This is a genomic window from Kosakonia sp. Marseille-Q7440 (assembly GCF_965119485.1).
The window spans coordinates 1-13,477 of record NZ_CBCPLT010000001.1 but is presented as its reverse complement, the minus strand read 5'-3'; the positions used below and the strand labels follow the sequence as shown (position 1 = coordinate 13,477).

At 52.4% G+C, this 13,477-nt stretch carries 11 protein-coding genes, 4 tRNA genes and 1 rRNA gene; 1 reads left to right on the top strand and 15 read right to left on the bottom strand.

Annotation, left to right across the window (positions count from 1 at the left end):
• Positions 1-70: 70 nt before the first annotated feature.
• From rpoB to ACWPW2_RS00025, 12 genes are all read right to left on the bottom strand, one after another.
• Positions 71-4,099 carry a DNA-directed RNA polymerase subunit beta gene (gene rpoB / locus ACWPW2_RS00080; protein WP_023479402.1) on the bottom strand — a complete coding sequence of 1,343 codons (4,029 nt, stop codon included), beginning with the start codon at positions 4,097-4,099 and terminating at the stop codon, positions 71-73.
• A 321-nt stretch (positions 4,100-4,420) separates the two neighbouring features.
• On the bottom strand, positions 4,421-4,789 hold the full coding sequence (rplL, locus tag ACWPW2_RS00075; RefSeq protein WP_023479395.1) for a 50S ribosomal protein L7/L12: 369 nt from the start codon (positions 4,787-4,789) through the stop codon (positions 4,421-4,423).
• Between the two features lie 66 nt (positions 4,790-4,855).
• Complete coding sequence (gene rplJ / locus ACWPW2_RS00070) at positions 4,856-5,353, bottom strand: 50S ribosomal protein L10 (RefSeq protein WP_007704673.1); 498 nt, start codon at positions 5,351-5,353, stop codon at positions 4,856-4,858.
• A 298-nt stretch (positions 5,354-5,651) separates the two neighbouring features.
• Positions 5,652-6,356: a 50S ribosomal protein L1 gene (rplA, locus tag ACWPW2_RS00065; protein WP_023479399.1), complete on the bottom strand. Its 705-nt coding sequence runs from the start codon at positions 6,354-6,356 to the stop codon at positions 5,652-5,654.
• Positions 6,357-6,359: 3 nt separating this feature from the next.
• On the bottom strand, positions 6,360-6,788 hold the full coding sequence (gene rplK / locus ACWPW2_RS00060) for a 50S ribosomal protein L11 (RefSeq protein ID WP_023479393.1): 429 nt from the start codon (positions 6,786-6,788) through the stop codon (positions 6,360-6,362).
• 141 nt (positions 6,789-6,929) lie between these two features.
• Positions 6,930-7,475, bottom strand: coding sequence for a transcription termination/antitermination protein NusG (nusG, locus tag ACWPW2_RS00055; protein ID WP_006816549.1), 546 nt, complete (start codon positions 7,473-7,475; stop codon positions 6,930-6,932).
• Between the two features lies 1 nt (position 7,476).
• Positions 7,477-7,860 (bottom strand): preprotein translocase subunit SecE, encoded by a 384-nt coding sequence (gene secE / locus ACWPW2_RS00050; RefSeq protein WP_003033128.1) that lies wholly within the window; start codon positions 7,858-7,860, stop codon positions 7,477-7,479.
• Between the two features lie 228 nt (positions 7,861-8,088).
• Positions 8,089-9,273, bottom strand: coding sequence for an elongation factor Tu (gene tuf / locus ACWPW2_RS00045; RefSeq protein WP_076768836.1), 1,185 nt, complete (start codon positions 9,271-9,273; stop codon positions 8,089-8,091).
• A gap of 114 nt (positions 9,274-9,387) precedes the next feature.
• Positions 9,388-9,463, bottom strand: a tRNA-Thr gene (locus ACWPW2_RS00040).
• Between the two features lie 5 nt (positions 9,464-9,468).
• Positions 9,469-9,543, bottom strand: a tRNA-Gly gene (locus tag ACWPW2_RS00035).
• A 111-nt stretch (positions 9,544-9,654) separates the two neighbouring features.
• Positions 9,655-9,739: transfer RNA gene (locus ACWPW2_RS00030), tRNA-Tyr, on the bottom strand.
• A gap of 8 nt (positions 9,740-9,747) precedes the next feature.
• Positions 9,748-9,823: transfer RNA gene (locus ACWPW2_RS00025), tRNA-Thr, on the bottom strand.
• A gap of 411 nt (positions 9,824-10,234) precedes the next feature.
• Between ACWPW2_RS00025 and coaA the strand changes: the two genes are divergently transcribed.
• A complete protein-coding gene (coaA, locus tag ACWPW2_RS00020) occupies positions 10,235-11,185 on the top strand; it encodes a type I pantothenate kinase (RefSeq protein WP_034812588.1) in 951 nt (316 codons plus the stop codon).
• Positions 11,186-11,216: 31 nt separating this feature from the next.
• Here the strand turns inward: coaA and birA are convergent, their stop codons facing one another.
• The 3 genes from birA to rrf form a co-directional block, all read right to left on the bottom strand.
• On the bottom strand, positions 11,217-12,179 hold the full coding sequence (birA, locus tag ACWPW2_RS00015) for a bifunctional biotin--[acetyl-CoA-carboxylase] ligase/biotin operon repressor BirA (protein ID WP_312123069.1): 963 nt from the start codon (positions 12,177-12,179) through the stop codon (positions 11,217-11,219).
• A complete protein-coding gene (gene murB, locus ACWPW2_RS00010) occupies positions 12,176-13,204 on the bottom strand; it encodes a UDP-N-acetylmuramate dehydrogenase (protein ID WP_454121206.1) in 1,029 nt (342 codons plus the stop codon). Before murB ends, birA begins: the two co-directional genes overlap by 4 nt.
• A 127-nt stretch (positions 13,205-13,331) precedes the next feature.
• Positions 13,332-13,447, bottom strand: a 5S ribosomal RNA gene (gene rrf / locus ACWPW2_RS00005).
• Positions 13,448-13,477 lie beyond the last annotated feature (30 nt).

Genomic DNA, 13,477 nt, shown 5'->3' with positions numbered 1-13,477 from the left:
GCTCCCGTCGGAGTTAGCACAATCTGGTGCCGGGTGTTACCCCGGCACCAGTGACCTGTTTGAGCGAGAGTTACTCGTCTTCCAGCTCGATGTTGATACCCAGCGAACGAATCTCTTTCAACAGTACGTTGAAGGACTCTGGCATCCCCGGTTCCATCTGATGGTTGCCGTCCACGATGTTCTTATACATCTTGGTACGACCATTCACGTCATCAGACTTAACGGTGAGCATTTCCTGCAGGGTGTATGCCGCGCCATATGCTTCCAGCGCCCACACTTCCATCTCCCCGAAGCGCTGACCACCGAACTGCGCCTTACCACCCAGCGGCTGCTGAGTAACCAGGCTGTAGGAACCGGTGGAACGCGCATGCATTTTGTCATCAACCAGGTGGTTCAGTTTCAGCATGTACATGTAGCCAACGGTAACCTGGCGCTCGAACTGCTCACCGGTACGACCGTCGAACAGTGTGATCTGACCGGAAGTCGGCAGGCCACCCAGCTGTAACAGTTCCTTGATTTCAGACTCTTTCGCACCGTCGAAGACCGGCGTTGCGATCGGCATGCCTTTACGCAGGTTTTCAGCCAGACGCAGCACTTCGTCATCGCTGAAGGTGCTCAGGTCGACTTTCTGACGAACGTCAGCGCCCAGGTCGTATGCACGCTGGATGAACTCGCGCAGTTTCGCGACTTCCTGCTGCTGTTTCAGCATGGCGTTAATCTTGTCGCCAATACCTTTCGCAGCCATACCCAGGTGGGTTTCAAGGATCTGACCGATGTTCATACGAGACGGTACGCCCAGCGGGTTCAGTACGATGTCTACCGGCGTGCCGTTTTCATCGTATGGCATATCTTCGATCGGGTTGATCTTGGAGATAACACCCTTGTTACCGTGACGACCTGCCATCTTATCACCAGGCTGGATCTGACGTTTAACGGCCAGATAAACCTTAACAATCTTCAGCACGCCCGGTGCCAGATCGTCGCCCTGAGTGATCTTACGGCGTTTCGCTTCGAGTTTTTTCTCGAACTCGTGTTTCAGTTCGTCGTACTGCTCAGCCAGCTGTTCCAGCTGATTCTGTTTCGCTTCGTCGGTCAGGCCGAGTTCCAGCCAGCGGTCGCGCGGCAGTTTGTCGAGCTTCTCAGCTTCAACGCCACCGGATACCAGCACGGAGTGGATACGGCTGAACAGGCCAGCTTCGAGGATCTGCAGTTCTTCAGACAGGTCTTTCTTCGCCTGTTTGAGCTGCATCTCTTCGATTTCCAGCGCACGTTTGTCTTTTTCCACGCCATCGCGGGTGAAGACCTGAACGTCGATAACCGTACCGGAAACACCGTTTGGTACGCGCAGAGAAGAGTCTTTAACGTCAGACGCTTTCTCACCGAAGATCGCGCGCAGCAGTTTCTCTTCTGGCGTCAGCTGGGTTTCACCTTTCGGCGTTACCTTACCAACCAGAATGTCGCCGCCGGTCACTTCTGCACCGATGTAAACGATACCGGATTCATCCAGTTTGGAGAGCGCAGCTTCACCCACGTTCGGGATGTCAGCGGTGATCTCTTCCGGCCCCAGTTTGGTGTCACGGGACACACAAGCCAGTTCCTGGATGTGAATAGTGGTGAAACGATCTTCCTGAACCACACGCTCGGAGACGAGGATGGAGTCTTCGAAGTTGTAACCGTTCCACGGCATGAACGCTACGCGCATGTTCTGACCGAGCGCCAGTTCACCGAGGTCGGTGGACGGACCGTCTGCCAGCACGTCGCCGCGCTCAATCGGTTCACCCAGGTAAACACACGGCATCTGGTTGATGCAGGTGTTCTGGTTAGAACGGGTGTATTTGGTCAGGTTGTAGATGTCGATACCTGCTTCGCCCGGGTACATCTCGTCTTCGTTAACTTTGATAACGATACGGGAAGCATCCACGTACTGAACGGTACCGCCACGTTTCGCAACGGCAGTTACGCCGGAGTCAACGGCAACAGCACGTTCCATACCGGTACCAACCAGCGGCTTATCAGCGCGCAGAGTCGGAACCGCCTGACGTTGCATGTTCGCACCCATCAATGCACGGTTGGCGTCATCGTGTTCCAGGAACGGGATCAGGGATGCACCGACGGAAACCACCTGCTGGGTGGATACGTCCATGTAGTCAACCTGGTCTGCGCTGAAGAGGCTTGATTCGCCTTTGCTGCGGCAGGTTACCAGATCTTCTGCAAAACGCCCTTCTTCCGTCAGGTTGGTGTTCGCCTGAGCGATAACGTAGTTACCCTCTTCAATTGCAGAGAGGTAATGGATCTCGTCAGTCACCACGCCGTCAGTCACTTTACGGTACGGCGTTTCGAGGAAGCCATATTCGTTAGTCTGTGCATAGACGGACAGGGAGTTAATCAGACCGATGTTCGGACCTTCAGGCGTTTCGATTGGACATACGCGACCGTAGTGAGTCGGGTGTACGTCTCGAACTTCAAAGCCTGCGCGCTCACGGGTCAGACCGCCCGGGCCAAGTGCAGAGATACGACGTTTGTGCGTAATCTCAGACAGCGGGTTGTTCTGATCCATAAACTGGGAGAGCTGGCTGGAACCGAAGAACTCTTTCACCGCCGCCGAAATCGGCTTGGCGTTGATCATGTCCTGCGGCATCAGGGTATCCAGATCGCCCAGAGAGAGACGCTCTTTCACCGCACGCTCTACACGCACCAGGCCAACGCGGAATTGGTTTTCCGCCATTTCGCCTACGGAACGGATACGACGGTTGCCGAGGTGGTCGATATCATCCACTTCACCGATGCCGTTACGGATACCGATGAGCTTCTTCATCACTTCGATGATGTCGTCGTTGCTCAGGATACCGGAACCTTCAATGCTGTCGCGCAGCAGAGAACGGTTGAACTTCATGCGGCCTACCGCAGAAAGGTCGTAGCGGTCTTCGGAGAAGAACAGGTTTTCGAACAGGCTTTCAGCCGCTTCGCGAGTCGGCGGCTCACCCGGGCGCATCATGCGGTAGATTTCTACCAGCGCGCTCAGACGATCGTTAGTTGGGTCGACGCGTACGGTTTCAGAGATGTACGGGCCGTGATCCAGATCGTTGGTGAACAGCGTTTCGATACGTTTATGACCGGCCTGGCTCAGTTTAGCCAGCAGATCGAGCGACAGCTCCATGTTAGCCGGGCAGATCAGCTCGCCAGTGGATTCGTCAACGTAGTCTTTCGCCGCAACTTTGCCTGCGATGTACTCAACCGGCACTTCGATATGTTGAATTTCGTCTTTTTCCAGCTGACGAATGTGGCGCGCGGTGATGCGGCGGCCTTTCTCAACATACATTTTGCCGTTGGCTTCGATATCGAAGGAGGCGGTTTCGCCACGCAGGCGTTCCGGTACCAGTTCCATCTGCAGCTTGTTGTCGCGGATCTCAAAGACCACTTTCTCAAAGAACAGGTCAAGGATCTGTTCAGTGGTGTAGTTCAGCGCGCGCAGAATGATGGTTGCCGGCAGCTTACGACGACGGTCGATACGAACGAACAGGTTGTCTTTCGGATCGAACTCAAAGTCCAGCCAGGACCCACGGTAAGGGATGATACGTGCGTTATAGAGCACTTTACCGGAAGAGTGGGTTTTACCCTTGTCGCTGTCAAAGAAGACGCCCGGGCTACGGTGCAACTGAGAAACGATAACACGCTCAGTACCGTTGATAACAAAGGTACCGTTGTCGGTCATGAGCGGAATTTCGCCCATGTAGACTTCTTGTTCTTTAATGTCTTTTACGGTGCCTTCCGGCGCTTCGCGCTCGTAGATCACCAGACGCAGTTTTACGCGCAGCGGGGCGGAGTACGTCACACCACGGATTTGACACTCTTTAACGTCAAATACGGGTTCGCCAAGACGGTAGCTGACGTATTGCAGTTCCGAATTGCCGCTGTAGCTCTTGATCGGGAACACGGAGCGGAATGCCGCTTCGAGCCCGTACTGGCCTTCAGGATCTTGCTCGATGAACTTCTGGAACGAGTCAAGCTGGATAGAAAGGAGATAGGGAACATCCAGTACTTGTGGACGTTTACCAAAATCCTTACGAATACGTTTTTTCTCGGTATAGGAGTAAACCATAGGGTTCCTCAGCTCGCTGACAAGTCGACCCATCTGCCCAGGGAAAGGACAGTTTGTGCAACACTATTTTTTTGACCGGAAAGTGGAGCACTTTCCGCAATGCTTGTTGCTATCACGCTTAAATCATTTCATTGCGATTTACACAGCGCCGAGCGACTGTCGCAGTATATTAAGTCGTCGATAGAAACAAGCATTGAAAAGGCAACAGGTAGTCAAACAGTGTGAAACACTACCAGCGCCTTCTACAGCGCAAAAAGGCTGGTGACCAAAAAGTCACCAGCCATCAGCCTGATTTCTCAGGCTGCAACCGGAAGGGTTGGCTTATTTAACTTCAACTTCAGCGCCAGCTTCTTCCAGAGATTTTTTCAGAGCTTCAGCGTCATCTTTGCTCACGCCTTCTTTCAGAGCGGCCGGAGCAGATTCTACCAGGTCTTTAGCTTCTTTCAGACCCAGGCCAGTTGCGCCACGTACTGCTTTGATAACAGCAACTTTGTTAGCGCCAACAGCTTTCAGAATAACGTCGAATTCAGTTTTCTCTTCAGCAGCTTCAGCAGCCGGGCCAGCAGCAACAGCTACAGCGGCAGCAGCAGAAACACCGAATTTTTCTTCCATTGCAGAGATCAGTTCAACAACGTCCATTACGGACATAGCGGAAACTGCTTCAATGATTTGATCTTTAGTGATAGACATTTAAATTGTTCCTGAATATCAGAATAAGTTTATACGTAAGCGAATGCGTTATAGAGAAAACTGCGATTAAGCAGCTTCTTTCGCATCGCGTACAGCAGCCAGAGTACGAACCAGTTTGCCAGCAGAGGCTTCTTTCATGGTTGCCATCAGGCGTGCAATTGCTTCTTCGTAGGTCGGCAGGGTTGCCAGGCGATCGATCTGGGACGCCGGGATCAACTCACCTTCAAAGGCAGCGGCTTTGACCTCAAATTTTGCATTCGCTTTCGCGAAATCTTTGAACAGACGAGCAGCAGCGCCCGGGTGTTCCATAGAATATGCAATCAGGGTCGGACCAACGAACGCGTCTTTCAGGCACTCGAACTGAGTACCTTCAACAACACGGCGCAGCAGGGTGTTGCGAACAACACGCATGTAAACGCCGGCTTCGCGACCTGCTTTACGCAGTTCGGTCATTTTATCTACGGTAACGCCACGGGAATCCGCAACAACCGCAGACAGCGCGCCTTTGGCTACTTCGCTGACTTCAGCAACAATCGCTTGTTTGTCTTGAAGATTTAAAGCCATTAGCTTTGCTCCTGGATGTTTGCCAGGGCTCATGCCCTGGAACTCACTTCACTCTTTTCAACGAAAAGAGCGTCTTAATACGGTGAGCAGAAACAAGCCAAAGAGTACTTAAAAAATATTCTTCAGGTTCTGTCACCGTCTACGCAGGGAATTAAGTCTCTTGCGAAACACCTGCGGTCTTCGACGGAGGCCTGGATAGGCCAGGCTCCAACGAACAAATCTGTTTGTTTGCTAGCTTACGCGAGCAAAACGTGGGGGAAGATTGTAGACAAATCCGCCACCCACGTAAAGGCGAATATTAGTTCGCCGCTGCGTTCAGACCAGCCTGGTCTACCGCAACACCAGCACCCATGGTGGTGGAGATGCTAACTTTCTTGATGTACACGCCTTTCGCCTGAGACGGTTTTGCTTTTTTCAGCGCAACCAGCAGAGACTCCAGGTTTTCTTTCAGTTTGTCAGCGTCAAAGTCCACTTTACCGATGGTGGTGTGGATGATGCCGTTTTTGTCGTTACGGTAACGAACCTGACCCGCTTTAGCGTTTTTAACCGCTTCAGCAACGTTCGGAGTTACAGTACCAACTTTCGGGTTCGGCATCAGGCCGCGCGGGCCCAGAACCTGGCCCAGCTGGCCAACAACGCGCATTGCATCCGGGGAAGCAATAACAACGTCAAAGTTCATTTCGCCTTTTTTGATCTGGTCAGCCAGATCTTCCATACCTACCAGCTCAGCGCCAGCTGCTTTAGCAGCTTCAGCGTTCGGGCCCTGGGCAAATACGGCTACGCGAACAGAACGGCCAGTACCGTGCGGCAGTACAGTTGCACCACGTACGTTCTGGTCAGATTTACGTGCGTCGATGCCGAGGTTAACGGCAACGTCTACGCTTTCTACGAATTTAGCAGTGGCCAGCTCTTTCAGCAGAGCAATGGCTTCGTTGATGTCGTACTGTTTGGTCGCATCAACTTTGTCACGGATCACGCGCATACGCTTGGTCAGTTTAGCCATTTCTTAATCCTCCACTACCAGGCCCATGGAACGCGCAGTACCTTCGATTGAGCGAGTCATCGCTTCAATGTCAGCACCGGTCATGTCCGCGGCTTTAGTCTGAGCGATTTCCTGCAGCTGAGCGCGGGAGATGGTGCCCACTTTGTCTTTGTTCGGCTTGCCGGAACCAGACTTGATACCAGCCGCTTTCTTCAGCAGAACTGCTGCCGGAGGCGTTTTGGTAACGAAAGTGAAGGAACGGTCAGCGTAAACGGTAATAACAACCGGAATCGGCAGACCTTTTTCCATGGATTCTGTTTTTGCGTTGAACGCTTTGCAGAATTCCATGATGTTAACACCCTGCTGACCCAGAGCCGGACCAACCGGTGGGCTCGGGTTTGCCATGCCAGCTGCAACCTGCAGCTTGACGTAGGCCTGGACTTTCTTAGCCATTGAAATTTCCTCGTTTGGGTATAGCGCCCCGAAAGGCTCCCCGTGGTTAAAACTGTTTTACCGGTTCAGAACCCGTAAAAACAAAAGGCGCGAAATTGTATGTCAATTTCGCGCCCTGTGCAACGTTTGATCGCCGATTATTTAGGCTTTTTCGACCTGGCTGAAGTCCAGCTCTACCGGGGTCGCACGACCGAAGATAGAGACGGAAACTTTCAGGCGGGACTTCTCGTAGTCCACCTCTTCAACCACACCGTTAAAGTCGGCAAACGGACCATCGCTAACGCGGACCATTTCACCCGGCTCGAACAGCGTTTTCGGACGCGGCTTATCACCAACCTGCTGCAGGCGGTTCATGATCGCATCCACTTCTTTGTCGCTAATCGGCGCCGGACGATCGGAGGTACCACCGATGAAGCCCATTACGCGCGGAACGCTGCGCACCAGGTGCCAGCTGGCGTCGTTCATTACCATCTGGACAAGTACGTAGCCCGGGAAGAATTTGCGTTCGCTTTTGCGACGCTGGCCGCCACGGATTTCGACCACTTCTTCGGTCGGCACCATAACTTCGCCAAACAACTCTTCCATGTTGTGTAATTTGATATGCTCACGCAGCGAAGTTGCTACGCGGCCTTCAAAACCGGAAAACGCCTGAACGACGTACCAGCGCTTTTTAGGAGCTTCAGACATCTCAGAACCTCAGGCCAGTGATAAAGGAAACCAGGCGGACCAGAATACCATCCAGCCCCCACAGGATCAGTGACATAACTGCGGTGACCGCAGCCACAATCAACGTGGTGTGCAATGTTTCCTGACGAGTGGGCCAAATCACTTTACGTACTTCGGTTCTCGCTTCACGGGCAAAAGCAACGGTCGCTTTTCCCTTCGTCGTCAACAGCGCGACACCACCTGCTGCAGCAATCAGAATTACAACTGCCAGCGCGCGGAGCGGCAGCATCATGTCACGATAAAGATAGTTGCCAACGATAGCCACGAGCAGCAGTACTGCAACAACAACCCACTTCATCGCTTCCAGGCCGCGCCCGCTCCCTTGAGCTTCGGTATTCGCACTCATAAACCAACCTGTCACAAGAATTCAGACAAACATTTTTGCCCCGCATAAGCGAGGCAACCAAACCGAAATGCTCTGGCGAGTTTCGGACTCACGCCCTCTTCAGAGCCTGTCTCAGCAATGATTATGGACAAAAAAATCACTGATGAGCCAGGTTCTGGGTCGAAAGCGTACAAAAAGGGCATCAAATGATGCCCTTTTCTTGCGCATTGCGTCAAATGTTATCAGCGATTAGCTGAGAACTTTTGCTACAACGCCCGCGCCAACGGTACGGCCGCCTTCACGGATTGCGAAACGCAGACCATCGTCCATCGCAATCGGGTGAATCAGGGTAACAACCATTTTGATGTTGTCGCCCGGCATTACCATCTCAACGCCTTCCGGCAGTTCGATGGTGCCAGTCACGTCAGTTGTACGGAAGTAGAACTGCGGACGGTAGCCTTTGAAGAACGGAGTATGACGGCCGCCTTCATCTTTGGACAGGATGTACACTTCAGATTCGAATTTGGTGTGCGGCTTGATGGAACCCGGCTTAGCCAGTACCTGACCACGTTCGATTTCTTCACGTTTGATACCACGCAGCAGAACACCAACGTTCTCACCAGCACGGCCTTCGTCCAGCAGTTTGCGGAACATTTCAACGCCGGTACAGGTAGATTTCGCGGTGTCTTTGATACCAACGATTTCAACTTCTTCACCAACTTTGATGATACCGCGCTCTACACGACCGGTAACAACGGTACCACGACCGGAGATGGAGAATACGTCTTCGATCGGCAGCAGGAACGGCTTGTCAATCGCGCGCTCTGGTTCCGGGATGTAGGAATCCAGGTAGCCAGCCAGCTCGATGATTTTCTCTTCCCACTCAGCTTCGCCTTCCAGCGCTTTCAGCGCGGAACCGCGAACGATCGGGGTGTCGTCGCCCGGGAAGTCGTACTGAGACAGCAGCTCACGCACTTCCATCTCAACCAGTTCCAGCAGCTCTTCGTCATCAACCATGTCACATTTGTTCAGGAACACGATGATGAACGGAACGCCTACCTGACGACCCAGCAGGATGTGCTCACGGGTCTGCGGCATCGGGCCGTCAGTCGCAGCAACAACCAGGATCGCGCCGTCCATCTGCGCAGCACCGGTGATCATGTTTTTAACATAGTCGGCGTGGCCCGGGCAGTCTACGTGCGCGTAGTGGCGAGTCGGGGTGTCATATTCAACGTGAGAGGTGTTGATGGTGATACCACGAGCTTTTTCTTCCGGCGCGTTATCGATCTGGTCGAATGCGCGAGCAGCACCGCCGTAGGTCTTAGCCAGTACGGTAGTGATTGCAGCAGTCAGCGTTGTTTTACCATGGTCAACGTGGCCGATAGTACCGACGTTAACGTGCGGTTTTGTACGTTCAAACTTTTCTTTAGACATCGATTGTCCCTCTAAGACACGGATAAATCGGTGATATCACCACATCAACCAGGCAACATGCCCGACTCGTTGAATGCTAAATAACAGAAGAGAAACCAGGAAGGAGAAGTGAAGTGGTGCTGATACCCAGAGTCGAACTGGGGACCTCACCCTTACCAAGGGTGCGCTCTACCAACTGAGCCATATCAGCACGTCTGGAGCGGGCAGCGGGAATCGAACCCGCATCATCAGCTTGGAAGGCTGAGGTAATAGCCATTATACGATGCCCGCATCCTGAAACTCGGCTACCCAGTGCTTCTGTATTGCCGGGAGAAGATTCTCTCCCTGAGAGCTGATTCACTACTGACACCAACTCAGGTTACGTTTTAGCGTAACCGAAAATGGTGGTGGGGGAAGGATTCGAACCTTCGAAGTCTGTGACGGCAGATTTACAGTCTGCTCCCTTTGGCCGCTCGGGAACCCCACCGGACTTGATGGTGCCGACTACCGGAATCGAACTGGTGACCTACTGATTACAAGTCAGTTGCTCTACCTACTGAGCTAAGTCGGCATCAAGTAGCGCGCATTCTAGGGAGACCTGCGGAGGGATGCAACAAAAAAATTGCACAAAATGCTCTATCGCTCACATTTTGCACGACAACACGAATAAATGCTGTAATTTCATGCAACACCGTGGAAAAAAACATCATATCTGCTCGCGAATTTGGTGCGCCACAAGGTCGTTTCATCCCCTTTAATTTTATTGCCTGGCTGCGCATTCTCCTTAATGGGTGTAACCGATGGGTGGGAAACCCTCTCCAGAGTGTGATTTTTCATATTATTCACTGTCATCTGGTGTTAACCTCCTGCCCATTGTTCCCACTTATTTAATAACGCCGAGCCATAGCATTATCTAAAGAGATGCTCTCGTTGCGCGCCGCCAGGCGCACCGCAGAGAGCCATGGCAGGCCGATAAAAGCGTATGAGTAAAAAAGAGCAAACGTTAATGACGCCCTACCTACAGTTTAATCGCAGCCAGTGGGCTGCCCTTCGTGCTTCGGTTCCCATGACGCTGACCGAGGGCGAAATCGCAAGATTAAAAGGCATTAATGAAGACCTTTCTTTAGAAGAAGTGGCGGAAATTTATCTCCCTCTTTCCCGTTTACTCAATTTCTATATCAGCTCTAACTTGCGCCGTCAGGCCGTGCTTGAACAATTCCTTGGCACTAATGGGCAACGCATTCCTTATATCATTAGCATTGCCGGCAGCGTAGCAGTTGGTAAAAGCACCACGGCACGCGTACTGCAAGCCTTATTGAGCCGCTGGCCCGAACATCGCCGCGTTGAACTCATTACTACCGATGGTTTTTTACATCCAAACCAGGTGCTAAAAGATCGCGGTCTGATGAAGAAGAAAGGCTTTCCGCAATCCTATGATATGCATCGCCTTGTGAAATTCGTGTCAGATATCAAATCCGGGGTGACCAATGTTACCGCGCCGGTCTATTCGCACCTGATTTATGATGTCATTCCGGATGGTGACAAAACGGTTGCTCAGCCCGATATTCTGATTCTTGAAGGGTTGAATGTCCTGCAAAGCGGTATGGATTATCCTCATGACCCGCACCATGTATTTGTCTCTGACTTTGTCGATTTTTCAATATATGTCGATGCGCCTGAAGAGTTGCTCCAGAACTGGTATATCAACCGCTTCCTGAAATTCCGTGAAGGGGCGTTTACTAACCCAGATTCTTATTTCCATAACTATGCGAAATTATCGAAAGAGGAAGCCGTCGAGATTGCGCAATCGCTGTGGAAAGAGATTAACGGGTTAAATCTTAAAGAGAATATCCTTCCAACGCGCGAGCGTGCGAGCCTGATTATGACCAAAAGCGCTAATCATGCTGTTGAAGAAGTGCGTCTGCGTAAGTAATAAAAAAGGGAGCATCTCTGCTCCCTTTCAGTTATTCCGCGCTGCGTAGCGATATTTCCCCACCAACCCAGGGTTTAACCACGCCATCCTGCTCAAGCAATAAAGCCCCCTGCGAATCGATGCCGCGAGAGATACCGAAAATCTCTTTCTCGCCAATAATCAATTTAACCGGACGGTTAATAAAGTTATCCAGCACTTCCCAGCGGGGAAGAAAAGGCGCGAGCCCCTCTTGTTCAAAACAGTGCAGTGCGCTGCGTAATTCGGTGATAAGCCGTGCCGCAAGAACGTTACGGTCGATGCGCACGCCTGCTTCCTGTAGGTTGATCCAGCCCTGATTGATATCACCTGCCTGCGCATTTCGCATGGCTAAATTCACACCGGCGCCGATCACTATCTGCGCCGCATCGCCTGTTTTTCCCGTTAATTCGACCAGGATGCCGGCCAGTTTGCGATCCTGCAGATAAAGGTCGTTAGGCCATTTCACACGCACCTGATCCGCACCTAAGTCGCGTAATACTTCAGTCATGACGATGCCGATCACCAGACTTAAGCCGATAGCAGCAGCGGGACCTTGCTCAAGACGCCAGTACATGGAGATATAGAGATTGGCACCAAAAGGCGAAACCCATTTCCGGCCGCGGCGCCCACGGCCTGCCTGCTGATACTCGGCGACACAGGCATCGCCTGACTGCAAGCCGGCAAGACGATCCAGCAAATATTGGTTTGTGGAGTCAATGACAGGCAATACCGCCACGCTCCCTTGCTCAACTCCGCGACGAATAAAAGTCTCATCCAGCAGTTGAATAGGTTCAGGAAGGCTGTAGCCTTTCCCCGGTACGGTGAACACATCCACACCCCAGTCCCGCAGCGTCTGTATATGTTTATTGATTCCAGCACGGCTCATACCCAGGCTTTCACCAAGCTGTTCACCGGAGTGAAACTCGCCGTCCGCCAGAATTGAGATGAGCGTCAATGGGATAGTATTATCTTTCACGCAATAACCTCCACGGCATTCACCTCTCCGGCATGACCAATAAAGCGCACCTCTGGCTCCAGCCAGACGTTAAATTTTTCGCCGACGCGCTGGCGCACTAAATGGGCAAGCTGAACGACATCATCACTTGTCGCCCGATGCGCATTAATGAGCACCAGAGCCTGTAAGTGATGAACGGCAGCTCCGCCTGTCGATGTCCCCTTCAACTGACATTGATCGATAAGCCAACCGGCGGCCAGTTTTACCGAACCATCGGCCTGTGGATAGTGCGGGGCTTGAGGATTAGCAGCCAGTAAGGCAACCGACTGTTCAGCAGAGATCACCGGATTTTTGAAGAAGCTGCCCGCATTACCGTAAATTTTGGGATCTGGCAGCTTGCTCGTACGCATATGACAGACGGCATCGAAGACCTGCCGTGGCGTTACCGTCGCAGGATCAAGCCGGGTTAAGTCCCCATAGGTGAGTACGGGTTGCCACGCTTTAGCCAGACGCAATCCTACGGCAGTGATCGCAACGCGATCCTGATACTCATGCTTGAATATGCTGTCACGATAGCCAAAGCGGCACTCTTTTGCGGTTAAACGCTGTTGCTTGCCACTGCTTAGTTCAACGCAATCAACGTAATCGCAGACACGCTGCAGCTCAACGCCATACGCGCCGATATTCTGGATAGGTGAGGATCCCGTACAACCCGGGATTAGCGCCAGGTTTTCGAGACCGGGCATTCCGCGTTCAAGCGTGAATTGCACAAGCTGATGCCAGTTCTCGCCGGCGCCAACGTGCAGAAGCCATGCATCAGCCTCTTCGCTAATAGTGATGCCTTTGATGCGATTGATGATCACGGTTCCGGCAAAATCCTCCAGGAAAAGCACATTACTGCCCTCTCCAAGAATTAGCACCGGTTGCTGATGCTCTACTGCACTCTGCCAGGCTTCCAGCAGTTGTTGGGTATTCTCGGCACATACAATGCGACGGGCATTATGCTCGATACCAAAGGTGTTCCACGGCTTAAGGGAGAGATTCATTCACGCTATCCTGATGCAAAAACAGGGCTAGTTTACCGTATCCGAAGGGGGAGCGCTTGCGGTGTTTCAGGAAGATACAACGCAAAAAGCCTCATGCTTTCGCATGAGGCTTTCGGCTTTGATTGATGCCTGGCAGTTCCCTACTCTCGCATGGGGAGACCCCACACTACCATCGGCGCTACGGCGTTTCACTTCTGAGTTCGGCATGGGGTCAGGTGGGACCACCGCGCTGTTGCCGCCAGGCAAATTCTTTGTGCCCGGAACGTCTCTTTC